General features: G+C 62.0%; 24 protein-coding genes. 10 read left to right on the top strand and 14 right to left on the bottom strand.

The features are described from left to right. Positions 1–22 precede the first annotated feature (22 nt). The 7 genes from U5G49_RS10405 to U5G49_RS10375 all read right to left on the bottom strand — a co-directional run bounded on the left by U5G49_RS10405 (position 23) and on the right by U5G49_RS10375 (position 6840). Positions 23–298: a hypothetical protein gene (locus U5G49_RS10405; RefSeq protein WP_003559631.1), complete on the bottom strand. Its 276-nt coding sequence runs from the start codon at positions 296–298 to the stop codon at positions 23–25. A gap of 113 nt (positions 299–411) precedes the next feature. Then, entirely contained in the window at positions 412–2010 is a 1599-nt protein-coding gene (locus U5G49_RS10400; RefSeq protein ID WP_168278084.1) for a D-alanyl-D-alanine carboxypeptidase, read from the bottom strand. Positions 2011–2144: 134 nt separating this feature from the next. Further along, positions 2145–2930 carry a hypothetical protein gene (locus tag U5G49_RS10395; RefSeq protein ID WP_193442321.1) on the bottom strand — a complete coding sequence of 262 codons (786 nt, stop codon included), beginning with the start codon at positions 2928–2930 and terminating at the stop codon, positions 2145–2147. A 204-nt stretch (positions 2931–3134) separates the two neighbouring features. Further along, the gene (locus tag U5G49_RS10390) at positions 3135–3740 is read right to left on the bottom strand and encodes a transglutaminase-like cysteine peptidase (protein ID WP_018242123.1); all 606 of its coding nucleotides are present in this window, start codon (positions 3738–3740) and stop codon (positions 3135–3137) included. Positions 3741–4123: 383 nt separating this feature from the next. Beyond that, positions 4124–5089 carry a prolyl aminopeptidase gene (pip, locus tag U5G49_RS10385; RefSeq protein WP_193442318.1) on the bottom strand — a complete coding sequence of 322 codons (966 nt, stop codon included), beginning with the start codon at positions 5087–5089 and terminating at the stop codon, positions 4124–4126. A gap of 370 nt (positions 5090–5459) precedes the next feature. Beyond that, positions 5460–6071 (bottom strand): PilZ domain-containing protein, encoded by a 612-nt coding sequence (locus U5G49_RS10380; RefSeq protein WP_018072182.1) that lies wholly within the window; start codon positions 6069–6071, stop codon positions 5460–5462. Positions 6072–6195: 124 nt separating this feature from the next. Next, the gene (locus U5G49_RS10375) at positions 6196–6840 is read right to left on the bottom strand and encodes a PAS domain-containing protein (protein WP_080764149.1); all 645 of its coding nucleotides are present in this window, start codon (positions 6838–6840) and stop codon (positions 6196–6198) included. A gap of 260 nt (positions 6841–7100) precedes the next feature. Between U5G49_RS10375 and U5G49_RS10370 the strand changes: the two genes are divergently transcribed. Together U5G49_RS10370 and U5G49_RS10365 are read left to right on the top strand one after the other, a co-directional pair. After that, complete coding sequence (locus tag U5G49_RS10370) at positions 7101–7892, top strand: rhomboid family intramembrane serine protease (protein WP_193442316.1); 792 nt, start codon at positions 7101–7103, stop codon at positions 7890–7892. Positions 7893–7983: 91 nt separating this feature from the next. Then, positions 7984–8418 (top strand): CBS domain-containing protein, encoded by a 435-nt coding sequence (locus U5G49_RS10365; protein WP_018242119.1) that lies wholly within the window; start codon positions 7984–7986, stop codon positions 8416–8418. Between the two features lie 69 nt (positions 8419–8487). On the opposite strand, the gene U5G49_RS10360 is transcribed toward U5G49_RS10365, so the two are convergent. The 3 genes from U5G49_RS10360 to folE form a co-directional block, all read right to left on the bottom strand. Further along, complete coding sequence (locus U5G49_RS10360) at positions 8488–9450, bottom strand: patatin-like phospholipase family protein (RefSeq protein ID WP_018242118.1); 963 nt, start codon at positions 9448–9450, stop codon at positions 8488–8490. A 116-nt stretch (positions 9451–9566) separates the two neighbouring features. After that, positions 9567–10019, bottom strand: coding sequence for a phosphoribosyl-AMP cyclohydrolase (hisI, locus tag U5G49_RS10355; RefSeq protein WP_028733744.1), 453 nt, complete (start codon positions 10017–10019; stop codon positions 9567–9569). 25 nt (positions 10020–10044) lie between these two features. Then, complete coding sequence (gene folE / locus U5G49_RS10350; protein ID WP_017960561.1) at positions 10045–10659, bottom strand: GTP cyclohydrolase I FolE; 615 nt, start codon at positions 10657–10659, stop codon at positions 10045–10047. Between the two features lie 307 nt (positions 10660–10966). On the opposite strand from folE, the gene U5G49_RS10345 reads away from it, so the two are divergent. From U5G49_RS10345 to thrS, 4 genes are all read left to right on the top strand, one after another. Beyond that, positions 10967–11413: an iron-sulfur cluster assembly scaffold protein gene (locus U5G49_RS10345; RefSeq protein WP_193442314.1), complete on the top strand. Its 447-nt coding sequence runs from the start codon at positions 10967–10969 to the stop codon at positions 11411–11413. 5 nt (positions 11414–11418) lie between these two features. Next, positions 11419–11832 carry a membrane protein insertion efficiency factor YidD gene (gene yidD / locus U5G49_RS10340; RefSeq protein WP_018445266.1) on the top strand — a complete coding sequence of 138 codons (414 nt, stop codon included), beginning with the start codon at positions 11419–11421 and terminating at the stop codon, positions 11830–11832. Next, a complete protein-coding gene (locus tag U5G49_RS10335; RefSeq protein ID WP_193442312.1) occupies positions 11829–12356 on the top strand; it encodes a DUF1697 domain-containing protein in 528 nt (175 codons plus the stop codon). Before yidD ends, U5G49_RS10335 begins: the two co-directional genes overlap by 4 nt. A 123-nt stretch (positions 12357–12479) precedes the next feature. Beyond that, entirely contained in the window at positions 12480–14465 is a 1986-nt protein-coding gene (gene thrS / locus U5G49_RS10330) for a threonine--tRNA ligase (protein ID WP_193442310.1), read from the top strand. 225 nt (positions 14466–14690) lie between these two features. Here thrS and U5G49_RS10325 read toward each other — a convergent pair whose 3' ends face one another. Next, on the bottom strand, positions 14691–15788 hold the full coding sequence (locus U5G49_RS10325; RefSeq protein ID WP_193442308.1) for a hypothetical protein: 1098 nt from the start codon (positions 15786–15788) through the stop codon (positions 14691–14693). Between the two features lie 114 nt (positions 15789–15902). On the opposite strand from U5G49_RS10325, the gene U5G49_RS10320 reads away from it, so the two are divergent. The 3 genes from U5G49_RS10320 (at position 15903) to U5G49_RS10310 (ending at position 18349) form a co-directional block, all read left to right on the top strand. Beyond that, positions 15903–16487 carry a nitroreductase family protein gene (locus U5G49_RS10320; RefSeq protein WP_018242111.1) on the top strand — a complete coding sequence of 195 codons (585 nt, stop codon included), beginning with the start codon at positions 15903–15905 and terminating at the stop codon, positions 16485–16487. After that, positions 16487–17098, top strand: a complete 612-nt coding sequence (locus tag U5G49_RS10315) for a flavin reductase family protein (protein ID WP_193442306.1) — start codon at positions 16487–16489, stop codon at positions 17096–17098. The genes U5G49_RS10320 and U5G49_RS10315 overlap by 1 nt, the downstream gene beginning before the upstream one ends. A gap of 108 nt (positions 17099–17206) precedes the next feature. Further along, entirely contained in the window at positions 17207–18349 is a 1143-nt protein-coding gene (locus U5G49_RS10310) for a DUF2336 domain-containing protein (RefSeq protein WP_026230507.1), read from the top strand. On the opposite strand, the gene U5G49_RS10305 is transcribed toward U5G49_RS10310, so the two are convergent. After that, on the bottom strand, positions 18346–18768 hold the full coding sequence (locus U5G49_RS10305; RefSeq protein ID WP_028733738.1) for a hypothetical protein: 423 nt from the start codon (positions 18766–18768) through the stop codon (positions 18346–18348). The two genes, U5G49_RS10310 and U5G49_RS10305, sit on opposite strands and share 4 nt — an antisense overlap. A 129-nt stretch (positions 18769–18897) precedes the next feature. On the opposite strand from U5G49_RS10305, the gene U5G49_RS10300 reads away from it, so the two are divergent. Next, positions 18898–19356, top strand: coding sequence for a GNAT family N-acetyltransferase (locus tag U5G49_RS10300; RefSeq protein ID WP_193442304.1), 459 nt, complete (start codon positions 18898–18900; stop codon positions 19354–19356). A gap of 20 nt (positions 19357–19376) precedes the next feature. On the opposite strand, the gene U5G49_RS10295 is transcribed toward U5G49_RS10300, so the two are convergent. After that, the gene (locus U5G49_RS10295) at positions 19377–20573 is read right to left on the bottom strand and encodes an AI-2E family transporter (RefSeq protein WP_018242106.1); all 1197 of its coding nucleotides are present in this window, start codon (positions 20571–20573) and stop codon (positions 19377–19379) included. Positions 20574–20689: 116 nt separating this feature from the next. Further along, a complete protein-coding gene (locus U5G49_RS10290) occupies positions 20690–21823 on the bottom strand; it encodes an esterase-like activity of phytase family protein (protein ID WP_193442302.1) in 1134 nt (377 codons plus the stop codon). Positions 21824–21874: the final 51 nt, after the last annotated feature.

Below are 21874 nucleotides of genomic sequence, written 5' to 3'. Positions count from 1 at the left end.
CGGACGCGCGGCGTTCTGCAGTTCAGCGCAGGCGCAACTGCACCGGCGCGCTGCCGTCCGGCGAGGTCACATGCAGATGGATGCGGGCTTCGGGCTGGGAGTAACGCCAGGCGCGGGCGCCATGGCAGAGCAACAGATTGATGAGATCCCGGGTCTTCGGAGACTTCGCCTTCGGCCGCTGCAGGCCGATCTCGGCAAGGCGCAAGGCCGCCTCGTGCAGCGGATGGAGGGATGAGCGCCCTTTAGCCGCCATGCGGCGGTCGGCTGGCACTCCTGGAAAATTCTCATTGATCGCCATTGTTTTCCCCGTACGCAATACTGATCGAGTTCAAGAAAGGTGGCCGGAAACGCAAACACCGATTCCGGCCGTCACCGATGCCGCCGGCCATCTTGCAGGCAGCATCGAATAGCTCATTGGGCGGCCGCCCAGCACTTGATGCCGGCCTTCTTCAAGGCCTTGCAGGCATTGACGGCGTCGCGCTGGTCATCGAAGCCGCCGAAGCGGGCGCGATAAAGCTGGTCACCGCCAGCAGCATAGGCGACCGCGAAGGGCTTTGCCGAGGCCAGCGCCTTGCCGCCTTTGCTCTTGGCGCTTTCCAGAAGATCCATGGCCATCTGCCGGCTCGGCGAGACGCCGACCTGCACCACCCAGCCGGCCGGACCGTTGCTGGTTGAAGCAGCACGAGTCGGGGAGGGAGTGGTCGAGGCGGTGGTGACCTCATCGACCGAAGTATCGCCCTGTTCCGGCGGCATATAGGCGGGTGCCGGCGTCGGCACGGCGACCGATGCCTGTTGCTTGAAGGTCATGGTCTTGACTTTGGTCGGCGCCGGCATCGGCGCCACCAGTGGATTGTCGGATTTCGGCTGAGCGCTCTCGGCATAGGCGACTTCGGTCTCGGCAACCTGGTAGCGCGCATCCGGCAGCGGGCCTTTGTGCGGCAGGCTGAGATCGGCAGCCGCTGCTGAAATCGGCGGCTGCGCTGCGGTGATCGTCTTTGCGACCTGCTGTTGGGCCATTTGCGGCTGAGCTTTCTGCTGGGCCTTCTGCGGCTGGACCGGGGCGGGCGTCTCGATCATCGCCGGGGCAGGGGCTGCCTGGGCGATCAGCGCCGACGATCCGCCGCGGCTCGATGCCTTCGGCAGGTAACTGGCGATCAGATTGCGCATCTGGGCATCGCGGGCAGGCGTCGAGGCGCCGCCGAGAACGACGCCGACGATCGACTTGCCGTCGACCTGCACCGAGCTCACCAGATTGAAACCGGCAGCGCGCGTGTAACCGGTCTTGATGCCGTCGACGCCGCGCACCGAACCGACCAGGCGGTTGTGACTGCGGATCGTGCGGCTGCCGAACTTGAAGGCGCGGGTGGAGAAATAGCCGTAATATTGCGGGAAATGCTGGCGAAGGGCGATGCCGAGGCGGGCCTGGTCGCGCGCCGTCGTCATCTGCGCCGTATTGGGCAGGCCGTTGGCGTTGCGATAGGTGGTGCGCGTCATGCCGAGCGCATGCGCCTTGGCGGTCATCAGCTGGGCGAAGCGATCCTCGCTGCCACCGCCCAGCATTTCGCCGAGCGCAGTTGCGGCATCATTGGCCGACAGGGTGACGAGACCGAGAATGCCCTGCTCGACGGTGATCGTGCCACCGGCGCGCACGCCGAGTTTGGTCGGCGCCTGGGCTGCCGCATGGGCGGAGAAGGGGACCGGCGTATCGAGGCGGATGCGACCCTGCTCCAACGCCTCGAAGGTCATGTATAGGGTCATCATCTTGGTCAGGGAGGCGGGGTATTGCAGCCGGTCGGCATTCTCACTGTAGAGAACGTTACCGGTCTTGGCGTCGACGACGATGCCTGCATATTTCGGATTTGCCGCTTCCGCGTCGGCATTCACCGAATCGACCAGGACGATCGTGACAGCCACCGAAAGGATCGCCAGCAGCTTTGCGAAAAAACTGCCGGATCGGGACGATGATACGGAGGAGACTGACCTTGACACTATTCCACTCTTCGCTTGCATTTCAGATATTTGGCACTTCAGATTTTGGCAGGAACCGCACACCTCCCGCCGTACAGCTCGTCTTCTAAAATTACCGGTTGGGCGTTACCAATCCGTTTATGATGAATCGTTTATTTCGCTGTCCGGAGAGCATTTTAGGGACTTGTCGCAGAACGGTTCACAAGACGCGCGTCCACAAAGGTGCGGATAGCGGCATCAATATGTTCCCAGTCGTCGAGATGGCTGCTTGAGAAACGGTAGAGAACGCTGAGATCCCTGCCGACCTTGATATCGCGCTGACAATCTCCGCCCGCAGCCTTATCTGGGGCTGAAGGCAATATGCAGCGCACGACGTAATCCTGCCCACCCTTGATGGGCGCCGTCAGCAGCACTTCATCGCCGTAACCTGCATCGGCGCGAAGACGGTGCAGCGTCAGCCCGTCCCGGAAGGACTCGGCCGGGCCTTCAAGCAGATGCGAATAGATCGGTTCCAGCCGCCCGGACATGTCGCGCGACATGGTGCTCTGGGTGATCTGCAGGAAGATCAGCCCGGAGGATTGGGCGATATCGTCGAATCGAAGGTGGTTTTCCTTGCCGTAACCCTGCATCTCAGGCCAGACGAGGTAGAGATCGACGCGCTCGGCGGCGCCTTCGTGTCTTTGACTCGGGAAGCGGATGGCATTCTCGGGGAATTTCACGGTGTCGCGGCCGATGGCCAGCTTGATTTCAACCGTGCTGTCGGTGTTGCCGGCAAGCGAGATATGCCGGCCGAACCAACGGCCGCCAATGCTGATGGCAACAGTCAGGACCGCCAGAACGGCGATCACCGCCATCGTGCGGAGGAGAAACCCCATGGAAAGAAGCGGCTGCTCGTCGGGTGCGCTGTGCGCGGCATGGCTCATGGCGGTTCTTCGGGTTTCGGTCCGCCGCAGGAAGAACATGAGCCGCCGGTGCCGATGATGAATCTCATCGTCATGATCGGACCAGCAGGGTTAATAATTCGCTAATGCGCTGATGACGTAAGGCTCAAAAGGGGGCGAGCCGTTCCCGGGACAGCGGGAACGGCTCTTGGGCACCGGTCGGGGACGGGATGCGGGGACTGACCGGGCCGCAGGCAGCAGCCGGCATTGGCCGGCAGGCTGTTCTTACTTGACGCTACCGACCGCGACAGCGCGGCCGTCCTGAAGCTTCGACCAGCGGGCCGGATCGTCGGCGGACTGGCGCTTCAGATAGGTGTATTCGGTATCCGACCACAGCAGCACCTTGTTGCGCATGTTGTCGAGGATGAAGTCGCCGTGATCGGTGCGGACCGTCAGCACGGCATGGCCTTCGCCATTCGGCTGCAGCACGACGGTGATCAGCGTGTCGGACGGCGAGAAACCGTCGTCGATCAGCATCTTGCGCTTCAGCAGGGCGTAATCCTCGCAGTCGCCGACGGTGCGCGGATAGGCCCAGCGCTCTTCGACCCCGTAGATCTGCTCATCCGTCATCGGCTGGATCGTCGAATTGACGGTGTAGTTGACCTTGAGAATTTCCTTCCAGCGATCCTCGTTGAGGATGGCCGGTCCGGCATCGCCGCCAACTTCGACACATTCCGTCGGATTCGCCTTGCAGAATTCGTAGTGTCCGATCGGCGGGCTGGCATTGCCTGCCAGTACCATGCTGGCGGGCATTGCCTGTCCCGAACCCGCCATTGCCATCATGATGGCACCGGCCAGAAGGCCGCCTTTCAGGATATTCGCAGTTGTCATTGCCGTCTCCCCGTAAGTTGAGGTGACAATGGCACAGACGTTTTTATCTCACGCAAAATTACGCAATAGAATTAAAGGCTTAGTTGATTCAAATGCCGATAAAACTTGGCTAAAAACAGATTCGAATGCGCATAAAATTTGACGCGGATTTGTCGCGAAATCGATTAAAATTGTAATCAACGCAACAAGGCTTTCGCCCGCGAAAAGGTTGCGTTGCCGCCCGCATGTTAAGGATTTTCGTTGAGCCGGGTAAATCTCAGCTGCCGGCTGGCGATCTGCGGCAACGCGCATCCGGCAGGCTATGCCGCTGGAATGGGCCGATTCGGCCGGTTCAAAAGCAGAATGTCGCTCAGATCCTCGATTCCGGCAGGAAATTATTTTTGCTAGATATCGCGAAATCGATCGGTGGCACCGACGATCGCCGCGCTGATATCGGGATTTGCGGTGGAATGGGCCGCATGCGCAAGGATGCTGAGCTCGCTTTTCGGCCAGGCGCGGGCCAGTTCCCAGGCCGTGACGAGCGGCGCCTCGATGTCGAACCGTCCCTGCAGCAGGATACCGGGGATGCCGGTGAGCCGCGCGGCGTTCTTCAAAAGCTGGGCGTCCGCCAGCCAGGCGCCATTGCTGAAGTAGTGGGTGATGATGCGGGCCCGTGTTAGCAAATAGGCCGGATCGGCCCAGCGGCGCGGCAGGCCTTGGGGATCGGCGAGCAGAATCGAGGCCGCCTCCCAATCATGCCAGTCGCGCGCCGCCTTGAGGCGCGTCTCCGGGTCCGGATCGTTGAGGAGACGATGATAGGCGGCAACCATGTCCTCATCTCGTCCCTGGCTGCCTGGGGAAACCGCCTGGCGGAAACGGTGCCATTCTTCCGGAAAGAGCGGCGCCATGCCGCGATAAAGCCAGTCGATTTCCGAGCGCCGGGTGGTCGTCACGCCTGACAGGACGACCGCGGAGACACGCTCCGGATGGGTTTCGGCATAGGCCAGCGCCAGCGTCGAACCCCAGGAATTGCCGAAAAGCAGCCAGGCCTCGATGCCGAGACAGGCCCGCAGCCGCTCGATATCGGCAACGAGATGCCAGGTGGTGTTGAGGGAGAGATCGGTTTCGGGATCGGCAGCGCTCGGCAGGCTGCGGCCACAATTGCGCTGATCGAACAGAATGATTCGGTAGGCATCGGGATCGAAATAGCGGCGCGCCGTGGTCGAACAGCCGGAGCCAGGGCCGCCATGCAACACCAGTGCCGGGCGGCCCGCCGGATTGCCGCAGGCCTCCCAGTAGATCAGGTTGCCATCGCCGGTATCGAGCAGGCCATGATCATAGGGTTCGATTTCCGGATAGAGAGCTGACATCGGTGCGCCTGGGTCGAAGCGGACCTTATCCATCATCTCGCTGACAAAGGGAAGGCGGGTGAGGACGGAGCGCTCCGGGACGCAAAATCACCGCACAATTTTGGGCGACCTCGTTGGGTGCCGATCGGTGTCGCAGCTTGTTCCACACATAATGTAGTCTACCGACTGGGTGGAACGACTTGCGACAGGAATTCACGCTGCGTTCCAAAGCCAGATTTGTAGCCGCTTGCAAAGTTGTCGCCGTGAAGTGCAGGCTTTTCAACACGACCTGACCGGGTGCGCACCGGACCTGGCAATCGCGTTCGATGGAAGTCTGTCGAGAATTGGCACCCGCCACGGAATCCGCGGCATCGCCCATTTTCAGCAGCTCTTAAAGGAATTCCCGCAGCGTCTCGCGGGACTGGATCGAGAGGAATTCGATCGCCACGCCTTCGACGAAGTGGCGCACGACGCGACCGCGCATGTTGCCGAGGCGCACGGCCGTTCCGATCGAAGGGCGCATCTCGACGTCGACGGCAGCGCCCGACAGCGAAAGGTCCATGATACGGCAGGAATAACGCGTGCCGTCCTCGAGCGTCAGTTCGGTCTTCGTGTCGCGTGGCGTCAGACGGTCGTGGCGGCGATCCTCGGGCAGGCCGAGTTCGTGCTTGTTGGCAAGCCAGGTGAGCTGGGCCGCGAGTTTCTCGCGTTTCCGGTCGGTGGCGTTGATCGACATGGTGAAGCCACGGCCATCGATCGTCTGGACATAACCTTCGACGCGGCCGAGATGGTCGATATAGGCGACGACGCGTTCGTTGGCGCGCGGCCGGCCGGGGCAGGTGACGTACATGTCGCCAGGCGACATGTCGATCACCATGCATTCGAATTCCTCGTAATTCGCAAGCATCAGCCGGCCCTGCATATTGATGGGCACGCGCTGGAAAACGCCCTGTTCAGGGCGCGGCGCAGGTCGTTGCGTCTGAGCTGGCTGGAACGAGTGCATCAAAGGGCTTCTTCATCAAAATCGCAGAGACCGATCTTTACCCACAATCCATTAACAGAAGGTTGTTTCGCCCAGTCCCGACGTAGCGGAAAACGAGTATATCCGATGTCCTAAAATGGGACCGTCAGCGAGCCTCCACGCTCAGCAGCTGCGACACCATGCGGCGCATGACCTGCCCGAAATGGATGCTTTTGCCAGCGACGATCCTGTTGATGGGGCGCAGGTCGGCCGGTGCTGGCTTGTCGAATTTTCCGGGCAGCAGGCGGCTGCGGTCGAGCGCCAGGAATTCGAGCGGTACGATCTCCAGCCAGCTCGCGGCCGCGGCCGGCGCGATCGCACCGAGCAGCCGGTCGCAGGCGCCGTCCGGCGAACGCAGCGGCATCATGATAATCTCGAAGGAGGCCTGATGACCGACGGTGCTGTAGCCGGTGGCGTTGAACAGGGCCGGCATCGCATGGTCCATGACACCCATCGCCGTGCGTTCGATGTCCGCGAGCTGACTATTTGCCCAGAGAGACGAAAAACGTTCGCCGCGCAGGTCACGCCCAAAGAGATCACAGATGCGGGTGCCGGCGAGCCGGAAACCGATATCTCCACCCTCGCGCCTCTCAAGAATAAACAAACTCTGGAGCAGGTGGGGGACGGCGGAGGGTTCGACCTGTGATTTCAGCGGCGCATCGGCAGCGCCGCGGATACGGTTCCAGTAGTCAAAAATTTCGATGGTCGTTTGCACACGCATTTCACACCAACCTGTCCCATTCCGGATCATTTTCGGGCAGTCATTGCCCGTACAGGCTCTACTATGCGGATTTCATGCCAGATCGCGGCGGTTAAGGTTAAGAAAGGGTTTCGGTTGAGATGCGGTGCCCGTCGTGACACTGTTCCGCATCGCTTCGACTTTCGAAGTTCAGCACAACCTACGGGCCGAGGTCTTTCCTGGAGCTCCCGGTACGCCGTCCGGCACTTCGGACGGCTTTTTTTTTGACAGTCGCTCCTGTATGGCTGTGGCCTCAACGAGGCGAAACACAGATGAATGAGCAGACGGCCGAGCCGCATAGGGCGCCCGAACCTCCCGAGGTCCAGCCGCCGGCACGGCCACCGCGCGAACCGGTCTTCAACCTTCCTCCGGCGCTGTTCTTCAGCCTTTGCCTGCTTGGGGTCATCTATGCGGTGCAGGAACTCCTGCTCTCCGACGATGCGCTGAACTGGCTGTTCTTCACCTTCGGCTTCGTTCCCGCCCGTTATGTGATTCCGCTGTCGCAGCAAGGGCCGGAGCTGTTCTGGACGCCCGTCACCTATTCGCTGCTGCACGGCAGCGCCCAGCATATCCTCTTTAACGCCTTCTGGCTGATGGCCTTCGGCGCGCCGGTCGTGCGCCGCATCGGGACGCTGCGTTTCGTTCTCTTCTGGGTTTTTTCCGCCGTCGCCTCCGCCGCCCTGCACGCGGTGCTGAACTGGGGGGATGTGTCACTGCTGATCGGCGCGTCGGGCGTCATCTCCGGGCTGATGGGCGCCGCCTGCCGATTCGCCTTTCCGGCCGAACGGCGGCCGATGGCGCCGGCGCATCTCAATCCCCGGCTTTCCATCGTCGGGGCGCTGAAGAGCCGCACCGTCATCATCTTCATGCTGCTCTGGCTGGTCGGCAACGCGCTGATCGCCGTCGGCATCCCGCTCGTCGGCGACAGCGACCAGGCGATTGCCTGGGATGCGCATATCGGCGGATTCGTCTTCGGCTTCTTGCTGTTTTCGCTGTTTGATCGGGCGCCGCGCCCGCCGGTGATGGAACCTGACGGAACCGAGAAGGATATGTTGCAATCCTGAGCCGGGCAGTGCACCATCAACCTATCTGCGATGGGGGGAGAAACCGCCGCGGATGCCTGTGACAAGTGTTTCACGGACATAGGAGGTTCGAATGACCAGTTCAGTCAAAGCAATCCTCGACCTGAAGGGCAGAGACGTCATCACTGCCGGGCCGAGCACTACCGTCGCCGAGGCGGCCGCCATCCTCAGCAAGAAAAAGATCGGCGCCATCGTCGTCGTCGGCATGGAGAACAGGATTTCGGGAATGTTCACCGAGCGCGATCTCGTGCATGCGATCGCCAAACACGGCAAGGAAGGCCTCGACCAGTCGCTGGCCCAGGTCATGACCGCGAAGGTCTACCGCTGCCATGAGGAGACGACCGTCAACGAGCTTATGGAGCTGATGACCAGCCGCCGTTTCCGTCACGTGCCGGTGGAAAGCAATGGCAAGCTTGCAGGCATCATTTCGATCGGCGACGTGGTGAAATCGCGCATCGCCGAAGTCGAGCGTGAGGCCGAGGAAATCAAGGCCTATATCGCCGGCTGAGGTTTTAGCCGGCCGTGCTTGACCGATGTCGTTATCGCAAAACCGCTGCAGGCTTTTAGACGGCCTGCATCAGGGGTGGCTGGCGTAGACTTCCTGCATGCGCTTGATCTCGGGGAGCCGGGCCCTGGCTTCCTCGTAGCCGCGTTCGATCGCTTCGCCAGCCCGGTGGAATTCGGAAAGGCCGATATAGCTGAGACGCGGCTGCAGCGAAATATCCGGCGGGTCGCCGGCAAGGCGGGCGCGGGCGATCCTATCCTGGATAATGTTGAAGGCCTGCACCATGACGCCGGTCATACCGAGGCGCGCATAGGGCGCCTCTTCCTGCTTCTGCACTTCCTGCGGAGAGAGGCTGGCATTGTGCCGGACGACGGCCGAGCGGCCGTAGAGATCGTAATTGAGATTGACGGCGACGACGAGCGGCTGCTCGTAGGCGCGGCAGACGGAGACGGGGACGGGATTGACCAGCGCCCCGTCGACCAGCGTGCGATGATTGCTGCGCACCGGCTCGAAAATGCCGGGCAGGGCATAGGAGGCGCGCAGCGCCGTAATCAGCGAACCATTGGCAATCCAGACCTCATGGCCGGTATTGACCTCGGCCGCGACCGCGACGAACGGCCGGTCGAGATCCTCGACGTTCAGGCCCTCGAGATGTTCCTGCATGCGCTTGGTCAGCCGCATGCCGCCGAACAGACCGCTGCCGCCGATGGTGAGGTCGAGGAGACTTGCGATACGGCGCATCGTCAGCGAGCGCGCGAAGCTTTCGAGTTCATCGAGTTTGCCGGCGAGATAGCAGCCGCCGACCAGCGCGCCGATAGAGGTGCCGGCAATCATGCCGATCTCGACTTTAGCCTCGTCGAGTGCGCGCAGCACACCGATATGGGCCCAGCCGCGGGCAGCTCCGCCGCCGAGCGCGAGCGCAATCTTGATTTTCTTTTGAGGCGCCGGAGGCGGGAGCATATCGAGCGTGGTCGACATGCCGGAACCAGAACCCTCGCCTTCAGAGCTTTGACGATGCAGACTCCAGCTCAACATGGCGCTCTCCCCTCCCAGCAGAACACGTGATTTCCGATAGTGTGCCCGATCAGTTTCCAAATGGTATATAGAAGCGGTTTCTGGCGCAATAAGGAGCAAGTACCGGGAAATTCGGGCTATTTTCCGTAGACATCCTGCGGATCGAATTGAAGCTCGTCGTCAACGATATCAAGCATCGGCTTTCCGTCCCGAAGCGTGATCGTCCGGTAGAAACAGGAGCGGCGGCCGGTGTGACAGGTGGCGTCGTGGCCGGCGACCTCGACCTTCAGCCAGATGGCGTCCTGATCGCAGTCGGTGCGGATTTCCTTCACCGTCTGGAGATTGCCGGAGGTCTCGCCCTTCTTCCAGAGCTTGCCGCGCGAACGGCTGAAATAATGCGCCGTGCCGGTCTGGATGGTCAGCGCCAATGCCTGGGCATTCATATGCGCCACCATCAGCAACTCGCCATCGCCAGCATCGGTGACGATCGCGGTGATCAGGCCGCGGTCGTCGAAACGGGGCGTGAAATCGCCGGCGTCTTCCAACGCCGACTTGTCCTCGGATGGTTGATTGAAGATCAGTTGACTCATCGCGGCCCTCCTGAGGGAGCCGGTATCAGCGGCTCCGCACCATAGTCATGAAACGGGCCTGATCGGCCGGCTCGGTCTTGAACGTTCCCGTAAACGTCGTCGTCAACGTGGTCGAGCCCTGCTTCTGAACGCCGCGCATCGCCATGCACATATGTTCGGCCTCGATCAATACGGCGACACCGCGCGGATTAAGCGTATCGTCGATTGCCCGGGCGATCTGCGCGGTCATCGTTTCTTGCGTCTGCAGGCGGCGGCCATAGATCTCAACGACACGGGCAATCTTCGACAGGCCGAGCACACGCCCGTCCGGCATGTAGGCGACGTGAGCCTTGCCGATGATCGGCACCATGTGGTGTTCGCAATGCGAGTAAAACGGAATGTCCTTGACGAGGACCATATCGTCGTAACCGGCGACCTCCTCGAAGGTGCGGCCGAGCACGTCTTCCGCCGCCATGTCGTAACCGGAAAAGAGTTCGCGGTACGATTTGACGACGCGGGCCGGCGTTTCGAGCAGGCCTTCACGCGTCGGGTCATCACCGGCCCAGCGCAGCAGAACGCGAACGGCTTCCTCCGCCTCTTGCTGGGAGGGGCGATCCGAGTCGCGGTTCGTCTGCGGAAAATTCTTTACGATGGCGTCCATGAACAATGGTCTCCTGGTCCGCACCGCGGACCCATCTGTCGGAATCGCCACTGGTCAATCCCATGCGGGAATTCATGCACCTTTGGCAGGCTCCGGGGCTTTCAGGGCAAGTTCAGCCCGTCCGGCACGGTTTCCCAATCAAACTTACACGAGGCCATTGCATTTTCATGGCCTTCGAACGACATACATATAGGAAGACGGCCATCGTATGTAAGTATCCTCAGACGACACGGTGTGTTTTTTGTTTTGATGACAATAACGCCCCCATAAAGGCCGATCCGCAGTGATTTTGGAGCGGAAATCCAGCATGGACGATATCTACAACAGCAAAATCCTCGAATTCGCCGGCAATATTCCGTTGACCGGCACGCTTGATGATGCGGATGCGACCGCCCAGGCCTATTCCAAGCTCTGCGGCTCGAAGGTGCGGATCTGGCTGAAGATGGACGGCGATACCGTGACCGGTTTTGCCCATGAGGTGAAGGCCTGCGCGCTCGGCCAGGCCTCGTCCTCGATCATGGCCCGCCATGTGGTCGGCGCCACATCGGGGGAATTGCTCCAGGCACGCCAGGACATGCTCGCCATGTTGAAGGCGGATGGAGCGGGGCCCCATGGACGCTTCGAGGACATGCGTTATCTCCAGCCGGTGCGGGACTACAAGGCGCGCCATGCTTCGACGATGCTGACCTTCGATGCGGTCGTTGACGCGATCGGGCAGATCGAGGCGAAACGGGCGGAAGTTGTCGAGGCGTAACTAACATGTGCGAGTTCTGCGCCCAGCAGGCTGACGATGAGGACGACGGTGGCGCCGCCGGATCGGACAAGCCGCGTGAAAAGGCCGCACGCACTTCCCGCAATTACACCGGTCCTTTCCGCAAAACTCCCGACCGCCTGCTCGGCATGGGTCTCATCCGCCTCTACCAGCTGACGCTGTCCGGCTTTGTCGGCAATTCCTGCCGCCATATCCCGACCTGCTCCGAATATGGCTACGAGTCGATCGCCCGCCACGGCCTCTGGGCCGGCGGCTGGATGACGCTGTTTCGCGTCGGCCGCTGCGGCCCGGGCGGCACCAGTGGCCTCGACCAGGTGCCGGAGATACTCGGCGACGGCTTCCGCTGGTGGACCCCGTGGCGCTATTTCACCCTCGGACGCAAGAGAGGGCGCGTGCCATGAGCACCTTCATCGCCCTTCTGCACAGCATTGTCCTGACGCCCGATCGCCGCGTCATCATGCAGGATTTGCGCGCCCTTGCCGAGGAGCTCGGCTATCGCGAGCCGCGCACGCTGGTTTCCACAGGCAATCTCGTCTTCGAGGCCGACGATATGCGGCCGCACGAACTCGAAGTAACCCTGGAAGAGGGCTTTGAAGAAAAGTTCGGCAAACATGTCGATATCATCGTGCGCAGCGACTGCACCTGGATGGCGCTTTGCAGCACCAATCCCTTCAAGGACGGCAACGGCGACCAGGTGATCGTCCGGGTGATGCGCCTGCCGGTCGACCCGAAGAAGGTGGAGGCGCTGAAGCCGCTGATGAGGGAGGGACAGCGCATCGCCGTCGTCGGCGGCGATCTCTGGATCGATTTCGCCGGCAAGCCGAGCCAATCCAAGCTGCTTTCGGCGCTGACGACCAAGCAGCTTGGCGTCGGTACGATGCGCAACTGGAACACCGTGCGCGGCCTCACCGAAATGATCATGTAGGCCGGCTTCGTCTTTACTCACGCAGCAAATCTGGCTATCAGGCGGCGGCGCATTCAGCTCCGCGGAGGCGCTTTCGTTTCAACCACCCGCATTCGTTGGCGGGACTGGACAAGGAGAATTTCGATGTCCCAAGCTATTTCCCTGACATTTCCCGATGGTTCCGTGCGCAGCTACGATGCTGGCGCAACCGGCCGGGATGTCGCCGAATCCATTTCCAAGTCGCTCGCCAAGAAGGCAGTCGCCGTTGCAATCGACGGCACCGTGCGCGACCTTTCCGATCCCGTGGCGACGGGCAGGATCGAGATCATCACCCGCAATGACGAGCGCGCGCTGGAACTCATCCGCCACGACGCGGCGCATGTCATGGCCGAAGCGGTGCAGGAACTCTGGCCTGGCACCCAGGTGACGATCGGTCCGGTCATTGAAAACGGCTTCTATTACGACTTCGCAAAGAACGAGCCCTTCACACTCGACGATCTGCCGAAGATCGAAAAGAAGATGAAGGAAATCATCGCCCGCAACGCCGCCTTCACCAAGCAGGTCTGGTCGCGCGAGAAGGCTAAACAGGTCTTCGCCGACAAGGGCGAGCAGTACAAGGTCGAACTCGTCGACGCGATCCCGGAAGGGCAGGATCTCAAGATCTATTATCAGGGCGACTGGTTCGACCTTTGCCGCGGCCCGCACATGGCCTCGACCGGCCAGATCGGCTCAGCCTTCAAGCTCTTGAAGGTGGCCGGTGCCTATTGGCGCGGCGACAGCAACAATCCGATGCTGAGCCGCATCTACGGCACGGCCTTCGCCGAGCAGTCGGAACTCGACAACTACCTGCATATGCTTGCCGAAGCTGAAAAGCGCGATCACCGCCGCCTCGGCCGCGAGATGGATCTCTTCCATTTCCAGGAAGAGGGTCCTGGCGTCGTCTTCTGGCACGGCAAGGGCTGGCGCGTCTTCCAGACGCTGGTCGCTTATATGCGCCGCCGGCTTGCTGGCGACTATCAGGAAGTCAATGCGCCGCAGGTGCTCGACAAATCGCTGTGGGAAACCTCCGGTCACTGGGGCTGGTACCGCGATAACATGTTCAAGGTGACGGTTGCCGGCGACGACACCGACGACGACCGCGTCTTTGCGCTGAAGCCGATGAACTGCCCCGGCCATATCCAGATCTTCAAGCACGGGCTGAAATCCTACCGCGAGCTGCCGATCCGGCTTGCCGAATTCGGCAATGTCCATCGCTACGAACCGTCGGGCGCGCTGCACGGGCTGATGCGCGTGCGCGGTTTCACGCAGGACGATGCGCATATCTTCTGCACCGACGAGCAGATGGCCGCCGAATGCCTGAAGATCAACGACCTGATCCTTTCGGTCTATAAGGATTTCGGCTTCGACGAAGTCACCATCAAACTTTCGACCCGGCCGGACAAGCGCGTCGGTTCGGACGAACTCTGGGACCGCGCCGAAAACGTGATGATGGGCGTGCTGGAGACGATCCAGCAGCAGTCGAACAACATCAAGACCGGCATTCTGCCGGGCGAGGGCGCCTTCTACGGGCCGAAGTTCGAATATACGCTGAAGGATGCGATCGGCCGCGAATGGCAGTGCGGCACGACGCAGGTCGACTTCAACCTGCCGGAACGCTTCGGCGCCTTCTATATCGACAGCAACTCCGAAAAGACGCAGCCGGTGATGATCCACCGCGCCATCTGCGGCTCGATGGAGCGCTTCCTCGGCATCCTGATCGAGAACTTCGCCGGCCACATGCCGCTTTGGGTATCGCCGCTTCAGGTGGTGGTCGCAACGATCACCTCGGAAGCCGACGCCTACGGGCTTGAAGTGGCCGAGGCGCTGCGCGAGGCCGGTCTCAACGTCGAAACCGACTTCCGCAACGAGAAGATCAACTACAAGGTCCGCGAACATTCGGTCACCAAGGTTCCTGTCATCATCGTCTGCGGCAGGAAGGAGGCCGAGGAGCGCACGGTCAATATCCGCCGCCTCGGCAGCCAGGAACAGGTTTCGATGGGGCTAGACGCCGCCGTCGAGAGCCTTGCCCTCGAAGCGACACCGCCCGACATTCGTCGCAAGGCCGAAGCAAAAAAAGCCAAGGCGGCCTGAATAGCAGGGATCCGACAGCGCCAGGCTCGGCGCTGTCGGAAATCCGGTCTGCGCTTCGCCCGAGGCCGAGCGGCGCTTCAACGAATCTCCCCATACCAATGATGAAACCTGCTGATTGTACGGCCGGGGGATTCTAAGTCGCGATAACGAGGCCGTCCTCACGATGGCGCCGCCGAAGCGCGCCTTCCAAACGTCTCGGCTGAGCCGAAACCGCGCGCGGTAAAATCAATCGAGGCTGGTGTCGTCGCCGCCCTGCGGCACGAGCTGTTCGTAGGACGGCAGCGGCGCCACCGGAGCCGGCTGGACACCCGGCGGTGTCGGTGTGCCCACAGGCACCTGCTGCACCGTGCGGGCAGCATCCGCCGGAGGCTGCGGCTGCTGGTCCTTCATCAGGACCTCGACATCGGTGTTCCTGCCGGCGACGACGGTGAAATCGCGCTGATAGATCTTGTCCTTGTTGCGGGCGACGGCGGAATATCCGCCTTCGGCGAGAACCATGGTGGGGAAGGCGCTGACGCTTTCGCCGACGCTGTCGCCGGCCGCCGTCAGGATCGACCATGCGGTATCGGCGATCGCCTCGCCACCGGCGTCGGAGACCAGCTTGAAGGTGATCTGCGCGGCGCGATGCTGGATCGTCGCTTCGGTCAGCTTGCCGGCCTCGACCTGGATGTCGGCGCGGATCACGGCGTTGACGCTGCCATATTCGGAAACGATGTGGTAGGTGCCGGCATTGAGGCGGACAACGGTATTCGGCGAGACATCGGCCATGACGAGGCCGCGCTCGCCATCGTCGCGCACTTCCGAGGAATAGATCGAGAAGCTCAACTGGTCGGGGCGGATGCGGGCATCGGTGCCGGAGACGGCATTGAGCAGCAGGCCGCCGGCATCGAGCACCATCACCTGCTTGTCGACCTCGCCTTCAGCGGGCACGGTCAGTTTTTTGGTGACGCCGGCGCGGCCGAAGGAGACGTTGACGAAATAATCGCCCGGAGCGAGCTGGAAGGCGGCGGGCCCGCCCTTGGCGCTGGCGATCAGCGGCAGCTTGCCGTCGGATCCGGCGATCGGGCTGAAGACGTACCAGGAGAGGCCTTCCTCAACCGGCGTGCCGTCCGCCGTCAGCTTGGCCTCCATCGGGACGTCGCGCAGCTTGACCCCTTCGGGCGCCGCACCGGGCGCGATGAAGGCATCGAGCTTCGGCATCTTCGGCGTCGATTCAAGCTGTTTGAATCCCTTGAAGGCATCCTGAGCGCTGGCGCCGAAGGGCGTCAGTATGATCAGGGCAATGGCAAGGCCGATGCGTGCAAAAGGCAAAATGCCAAACATCTGTTTCGTGAACCGATTGACTTCTGAAATCGCAAAGGCCACTTCAAGACCAACGCGATGGCAAATTCAAGACCCACCCTTTGCAGCAGCATAAATAATGAGAGCCTCTCCCGCATGAAATCCGATATCAAGCTGATCGACTACCTCGCCGTGCGCCGCTCCATCCCCGCTTTCCAGATGTGCGAACCGGGCCCCGAGAAGGCCGAGATCGAGGAGATCCTGCGTCTCGCCTCGCGTGTTCCCGATCACGGCAAGATCGCCCCCTGGCGGTTCATCGTCTATCGCGGAGAGCAGCGCGTGCGTCTCGGCGAGGAGCTTCTGACGCTGGCACTTCAGACAAAGCCCGAACTTTCCGAAGAGATGATCCAGGTCGAGCGCAGCCGTTTCACCCGCGCGCCCGTGGTCGTCGCCGTCGTCAGCAAGGCAGGACCGCATATCAAGATCCCGGAATGGGAGCAGCTGATGTCGGCCGGCGCGCTTTGCTTCAACGTCATTCTCGCCGCCAACGCCAATGGTTATGTCGCCAACTGGCTGACGGAGTGGTTCGCCTATGACGAGCGCGCCTATCCGCTGCTCGGCGTCGGTCCGGATGAAAAGGTGGCGGGCTTCATCCATATCGGCTCGACCACATTTCCGGCAATTGAGCGGCCGCGGCCGGAACTTGCCGATACTGTGACCTGGGTCGGCGGAGACGACTGATGTTCTACACCACCGAGAGCAATCGGCACGGGCTCGCGCATGATCCGTTCAAGGCGATCGTGTCGCCGCGCCCGATCGGCTGGATCGGCAGCAAGGGCAGGGATGGCTCGATCAATCTCGCGCCCTATTCGTTCTTCAATGCCGTTGCCGACCGGCCGAAGCTGGTGATGTTTTCTTCGGCCGGACGCAAGCACAGCCAGCGCAACGCGGCCGAGACCGGCGTCTTCACCTGCAATTTCGTCAGCCGCGATCTCGCCGAGAAGATGAATCTCTCCTCGGCGGCGCTGCCCTACGGCGACAGCGAATTCGATTTCGCCGGCTTGACGGCGAAGCCGGCCGAACTGATCGACGCGCCCTATGTCGGCGAGGCTTTCGCGGTGCTCGAATGCAAGGTCACGGAGATCATCGAGCCGAAGACGCTGTCGGGGGAACCGTCCGAAAACGTCCTGGTCTTCGGCGAAGTGGTCGGCATCCGTATCGATGAAGCGATCGTCAGGGATGGCCGCCTCGACATGTCGATCGCCCGACCTTTGGCCCGCATGGGCTACATGGATTACAGCGAAGGCAGCGAAGTTTTCGAGATGGTCCGGCCGAAGACGCAGCAAGGCTGAGCCGAACCGGCAAGGTGTCCAAAGCCTTAAGAAGCATGGTGAACCAATCTTAAACCTTTTGCCGCTACGGTCGCAGCATTGAATGGAGCGCGAGGGAATCGCGTTCAAGTGCTGGGGCGTCGCGTGATCGTAGAAGCTTTCCTTCGTTGGATCGAAACGGCCAAGACCGGTGACCGGGCCCGGGCCGCAAACGCACTCGGGCGCGCCTATCTGCAGTCCGAAATGTCTGCGGACGAGCGGGCGGCGGCCGAAATGGCGATGACCTTTCTTCTCGACGATCCGTCGCCACGTGTGCGGCTTGCGCTTGCCGAGGCGATCGCCTGGTCGCCCGATGCGCCGCGCAGCCTGATCCTTTCGCTTGCCGAAGACCAGCCCGAGGTTGCCTGCCATGCGGTGACCTGTTCGCCACTTTTGAGCGACGCTGATCTGGTCGACCTTGCCGCGCGCGGCAATGGCGCGACCCGCATGCTGATCGCGGCGAGGGCGCATGTGACGCGCCCGGTCTCCGCCGCGCTTGCGGAGGTCGGCGACGAGGAAGAACTCCTCTGCCTGCTCGAGAATGACGGCGCGGTGATCTCCAGCCTGTCGTTGAAGCGCATCGCCGAACGGCTCGGGGACTGCTGCGATATCCGCAACCTGCTTCTCGACCGAAGCGACCTTCCGGCCGATGCCCGCCAGTTGCTCACCCAGCATGTCAGCAATGCGCTGATCGGGCTGCCGCTGGTGCAGGCGGCGATCGGCCTGCAGCGGCTCCAGCGCATCAGCCGCGAGGCGACCGAGGCTGCCATTGTCTCGATCGCCGGCGATATTGCCCCGCGCGAAATCCCCGACCTCGTCCAGCATCTGCGCCTCAACGGCCGGCTGACGCCATCCTTCCTGATGCATGCGCTCTGCGCCGGCAAGGTGGACTTCTTCGCCGGCGCGATCGTCGATCTGACCGCGTGCAGCGAGCGCCGGGTGCGTTCGATCCTGGCAACCGGGCGTATGCATGCCGTGCGTGCGCTCTACGAGTCCGCCGGCCTGCCGAGGAATATCAGCGTGATCTTTGTCGAGGCGACGATGCTGTGGCGCGACGCCGCCAGAAAAGCGCCGGGCAGCGTGCTCGGCAATGTCTGCGGCCGTCTTCTCGAAAAATTCCGCCATCATGATGCGCATGGCGCGATCGGCGAACTGCTCGACCTGGTGGAAAAGCTGCATGTTAACGAGCAGCGACAATCGGCCCGCGTCTACGCGGCGCTTGCGGCCGCCTAATCAGCGAGCCGCGTCACCACCCAGGAATAGCTGGCGGATACGAAGTGCACGGGTTTGGTGAGTGTGTCCCTGACGCTTTTGCCTGAGGGCAGATGGGCGCGGACCTGCCCGGCGATGCCTTCAGCAAAACCGGCGATCCTTCCTGCCGGTTCCTCGGGCGCTGCGACAGCGACCTCGGGCGCAGCGGCAGGCACGGGCGCCGGCTTCGGCGGCTCGGCGGCGGCGATGGCTTTCGGCGCCTCGCACACCGCGATCACCGAGGGATAGTTGACATTGACATAGGTCTTCAGGCGTCGTTCGGCTTCCGCATCGCAGGCGGCAACTGTTTCCCAGCGTTTATCGACCGTCGCGACATAATTGCACTGGCTGATCGAATCGTCGCAGCCGAGAATGGTCATCGCGATCAGCACCGCTTGCATATTCTGCTTCCTTGATTATTGAGCACCTCATCGTCTTAGAGGGTGCAATTCCAACCGAATGAAGGCAACGGCATTAACTCTTCGTCATGTCGGGAAAAATTGTGCCCCGCGCCAGCAGAGGAAGTCAGCATGTCCGTGACCATCGCCCTGGAGCAACCGCGCCAGGAGGGCGTCATTCGCCTTCTCGATCTTTCCGATGCCTATGCGCAATCGCTCTATCCCGCGGAAAGCAACCACCTGGTCGACCTGTCCGTGCTGGAGAAACCTTCGGTGAGCTTCCTCGTCGCGCGCCGCGACGATGCGATCGTCGGCTGCTGCGCGCTGGTCGAGGCCGGCGACGGCACGGCGGAGATCAAGCGCATGTTCGTCGATCCCGAGGCAAGGGGGCTGAGGATCGCCAGCAGCCTGATGAATGCGCTCGAAGCAATCGCAGAAAAAAAGGGGCTGACGGCGATCCGGCTCGAAACCGGCATCTACCAACCCGAGGCGATCGCGCTCTATCGCAAATACGGATATCGGGAAATAGAGCCTTTCGGCGCCTACCTGCCGGACCCGCTCAGCCTGTTCATGGAAAAGCGGCTGGGGTAGCCCCGTCTGCGAAGGTATGTTCAGCCTTCGGCGACTCGCGGTACCGGCGGTGGGGCCGGTTCGTCGATGATGATCTGCGGCCCCGTTTCGCTCTTGTCGGCGCTGCGGGCCTCGTGGATCCATTCACGCCAGATGGCGACGATCAGCGCCATCAGCACCGGGCCGATGAAGAGCCCGAGGAAACCCATCGTTTTGACACCGCCGACGAGGCCGAAGAAGGTCGGCAGGAAGGGCAGCTTGATCGGACCGCCGACGAGTTTCGGCCGCAGCGTCTTGTCGACGATGAAGAGCTCGACCGTCCCCCAGACGAAGAGACCGATGCCGGCGACATGCGAGCCGCTCGCCAGCAGATAGATGGAGACCAGCGTGAAGGAGAGCGGCGCACCGCCCGGTATCAGCGCCATCACGCCCGTCAAAACGCCGAGCGTCACCGGCGAGGGCACGCCGGCAATCCAGTAGGCAAGGCCGAGCACAATGCCTTCGCCGATCGCGATCAACGTCATGCCCATGACGGTGGAGCTGATCGTCGCCGGCACGACGCGGGAAATGCGCTCCCAGCGGTTCGGCAGGATACGCTCGCCCAGCATGTCGATTTGCTTGGAGAAGGAGAAACCGTCGCGATAGACGAAGAATAGCGCGATCAGCATGAAGAGCAGCGTCAGCAGCAGGTGGAAGGCGCCGCCGCCGGCCGCAAGCACGGCACGATAGATGTTGCCGATATTGGCGCCGCTGACTGCCTGGATGACTTCGCCCAAGGCGCCGGGACTGCCGATATATTTTGTCCAGACTTCATCGAGGTAGGCGCCTGCCCAAGGCAGCGCGACGATCCAGTCGGGTGTCGGGGCGCCGGCGCGGTTGGCGTGGATTGCCCAGGTGACCCAGGTGCGTACTTCGCCGGTCGTATAGGTCACAGCAAGCCCGATCGGGATGACCAGGAAAGTGATGATCATGATGATGGCGATGGTCGCGGCGATCGTCGTATTGCCGCCGACGCGGGCAAGAAGCTTGCGGTAGAGCGGCCAGCTGGCAAAGCCGATGACGAGGGCTGCGAGCACCGGCACGAGGAAGCCGTAGAAGAAATAGACGCCGGCAGCGACGACCAGGACCAGCAGCCAGCGCGCCGCCGAAATGGAGGGAATCAGCGGCGTGCGCGTCTGCGCCGATGATCCGAGCCATCGCGGCTCATGATTGCTTTTCTGACGGTCGAACACACCCACGCGCGCCTCTTCTTTTTCTTGTACTCTGGTTATGGGCCATCAACCCGGCGGTTTCAAGGTCCGCACCATGAAAGCGTATACAAAGCGTCGCTATTCGACGCTCAGACCCGGGCGTCTTACTGCTGCGGGCGGCGCAGAATCTTGAAGGCGTAGAATTGCGTCTTCTGGCTGGTCGAGAAATTGTTGTCGGAGCCGAGAATGAGGACGTCGGTGCCGTCCTTGGCCTTCCCCAGCGACATGGCCTCGATATTGTCGGGAACAAGGCCGATCGCCCTCAAATCAAGGACCTGGCTCTTCCGGGCGGGAACGACACGCTGGTCGTTTTTGGCGAGGGACGCGATGGCGGATACATCGGTGGCATCAGTCAGATCCATCATCATGATCTTGATGCTGTTGCCGAAGCCCTGGGCATAACTCCGCTCGACGGCGAGCAGGCGGTGATCGTCGAGGGCAAGCATCTCCGACATGCCGTTGTCGTTGCCGCCGTCGGCCTTGGTGGCGGCCTGCGGGATCGGCGAGACCGGATAGACGTACTCGGCCTTCGGCTCGCCGGTGGCGCCGTCGTAGCGGACGATGCGCGACAGGCTGCCTGACGTCAGCGAAGGGTTCGGGCCGTCCTGATAGAGGGCGGCTTCGACACCGACGAAAACATCGCCGGAGGGCGCGACGGCGAGATCTTCGAAGGCGAGGTTGTCGCGGATACCGGTCGACTTGTCCGCGGTCGGCGCAAAGCCCTCCGGCAGCTTAAATTCGCGGACGAAGGAGCCGTCCGGCGAAGCGACACGGACGAAGGGCGCAAGCAGCGCCTTGCCGTCGCCTTCACTGCCCCAATAGATGCCGTCCTTGCCGAGGCGGATCGATTCCGGATCGACGGTCCTGGCGGCGAAGGGTGCGCCGTTCTTGTCCTTCAGCGTCACCTGCTTGACGACCGAAACGCCCTTGAGACCGGACGCGTCGACATCGACGTTGAGTTCGTAGAAGCGGGCCGGGCCTCTTTCCGAGCGGTCGTCGCTGATGGCGAGATAGTGGCCGGTGGCGGAATCGAAATCGAGGCCGGAAATGCCGCCGAATTCGACGCCGTTTTCCATGTGACCGGTGGGGATGACGAATTCACCGAGATAGGAGAGCGAAATGCCGGCGGCGCAATCACCGAAGGGGCAGGCGGTCTCGAAGGTGGCGCCGATATCGGTGGCGCTGACGGTGCTGGACAGGAGAACAAAAGCGGCAGCCGCGAGAAAACGCTTGGTCATGACAAATATCCGGCAAGGGGTTTGAAAACGGTTCGAATCGGCGCCGCCGTT

The organism is Rhizobium indigoferae (assembly GCF_034554815.1).
Taxonomy (GTDB): domain Bacteria; phylum Pseudomonadota; class Alphaproteobacteria; order Rhizobiales; family Rhizobiaceae; genus Rhizobium; species Rhizobium leguminosarum.
The sequence above is the reverse complement of the archived record's forward strand: the minus strand, read 5'-3'. Positions and strand labels throughout refer to the sequence as shown.

Coding starts and splice junctions, on each gene's coding strand:
- U5G49_RS10380 (WP_018072182.1), bottom strand. CDS start 6,071: ATGCACTCGTTCCAGCCAGCTCAGACGCAACGACCTGCGCCGCGCCCT.
- U5G49_RS10335 (WP_193442312.1), top strand. CDS start 11,829: ATGAGCACCTTCATCGCCCTTCTGCACAGCATTGTCCTGACGCCCGAT.
- thrS (WP_193442310.1), top strand. CDS start 12,480: ATGTCCCAAGCTATTTCCCTGACATTTCCCGATGGTTCCGTGCGCAGC.
- U5G49_RS10290 (WP_193442302.1), bottom strand. CDS start 21,823: ATGACCAAGCGTTTTCTCGCGGCTGCCGCTTTTGTTCTCCTGTCCAGC.
- U5G49_RS10325 (WP_193442308.1), bottom strand. CDS start 15,788: ATGTTTGGCATTTTGCCTTTTGCACGCATCGGCCTTGCCATTGCCCTG.
- yidD (WP_018445266.1), top strand. CDS start 11,419: ATGTGCGAGTTCTGCGCCCAGCAGGCTGACGATGAGGACGACGGTGGC.
- U5G49_RS10360 (WP_018242118.1), bottom strand. CDS start 9,450: ATGTTGAGCTGGAGTCTGCATCGTCAAAGCTCTGAAGGCGAGGGTTCT.
- pip (WP_193442318.1), bottom strand. CDS start 5,089: ATGTCAGCTCTCTATCCGGAAATCGAACCCTATGATCATGGCCTGCTC.
- U5G49_RS10395 (WP_193442321.1), bottom strand. CDS start 2,930: ATGTTCTTCCTGCGGCGGACCGAAACCCGAAGAACCGCCATGAGCCAT.
- U5G49_RS10365 (WP_018242119.1), top strand. CDS start 7,984: ATGACCAGTTCAGTCAAAGCAATCCTCGACCTGAAGGGCAGAGACGTC.
- U5G49_RS10305 (WP_028733738.1), bottom strand. CDS start 18,768: ATGCAAGCGGTGCTGATCGCGATGACCATTCTCGGCTGCGACGATTCG.
- U5G49_RS10315 (WP_193442306.1), top strand. CDS start 16,487: ATGTTCTACACCACCGAGAGCAATCGGCACGGGCTCGCGCATGATCCG.
- U5G49_RS10390 (WP_018242123.1), bottom strand. CDS start 3,740: ATGACAACTGCGAATATCCTGAAAGGCGGCCTTCTGGCCGGTGCCATC.
- U5G49_RS10375 (WP_080764149.1), bottom strand. CDS start 6,840: ATGATCCGGAATGGGACAGGTTGGTGTGAAATGCGTGTGCAAACGACC.
- U5G49_RS10320 (WP_018242111.1), top strand. CDS start 15,903: ATGAAATCCGATATCAAGCTGATCGACTACCTCGCCGTGCGCCGCTCC.
- U5G49_RS10300 (WP_193442304.1), top strand. CDS start 18,898: ATGTCCGTGACCATCGCCCTGGAGCAACCGCGCCAGGAGGGCGTCATT.
- U5G49_RS10405 (WP_003559631.1), bottom strand. CDS start 298: ATGGCGATCAATGAGAATTTTCCAGGAGTGCCAGCCGACCGCCGCATG.
- hisI (WP_028733744.1), bottom strand. CDS start 10,019: ATGAGTCAACTGATCTTCAATCAACCATCCGAGGACAAGTCGGCGTTG.
- folE (WP_017960561.1), bottom strand. CDS start 10,659: ATGGACGCCATCGTAAAGAATTTTCCGCAGACGAACCGCGACTCGGAT.
- U5G49_RS10345 (WP_193442314.1), top strand. CDS start 10,967: ATGGACGATATCTACAACAGCAAAATCCTCGAATTCGCCGGCAATATT.
- U5G49_RS10400 (WP_168278084.1), bottom strand. CDS start 2,010: ATGCAAGCGAAGAGTGGAATAGTGTCAAGGTCAGTCTCCTCCGTATCA.
- U5G49_RS10370 (WP_193442316.1), top strand. CDS start 7,101: ATGAATGAGCAGACGGCCGAGCCGCATAGGGCGCCCGAACCTCCCGAG.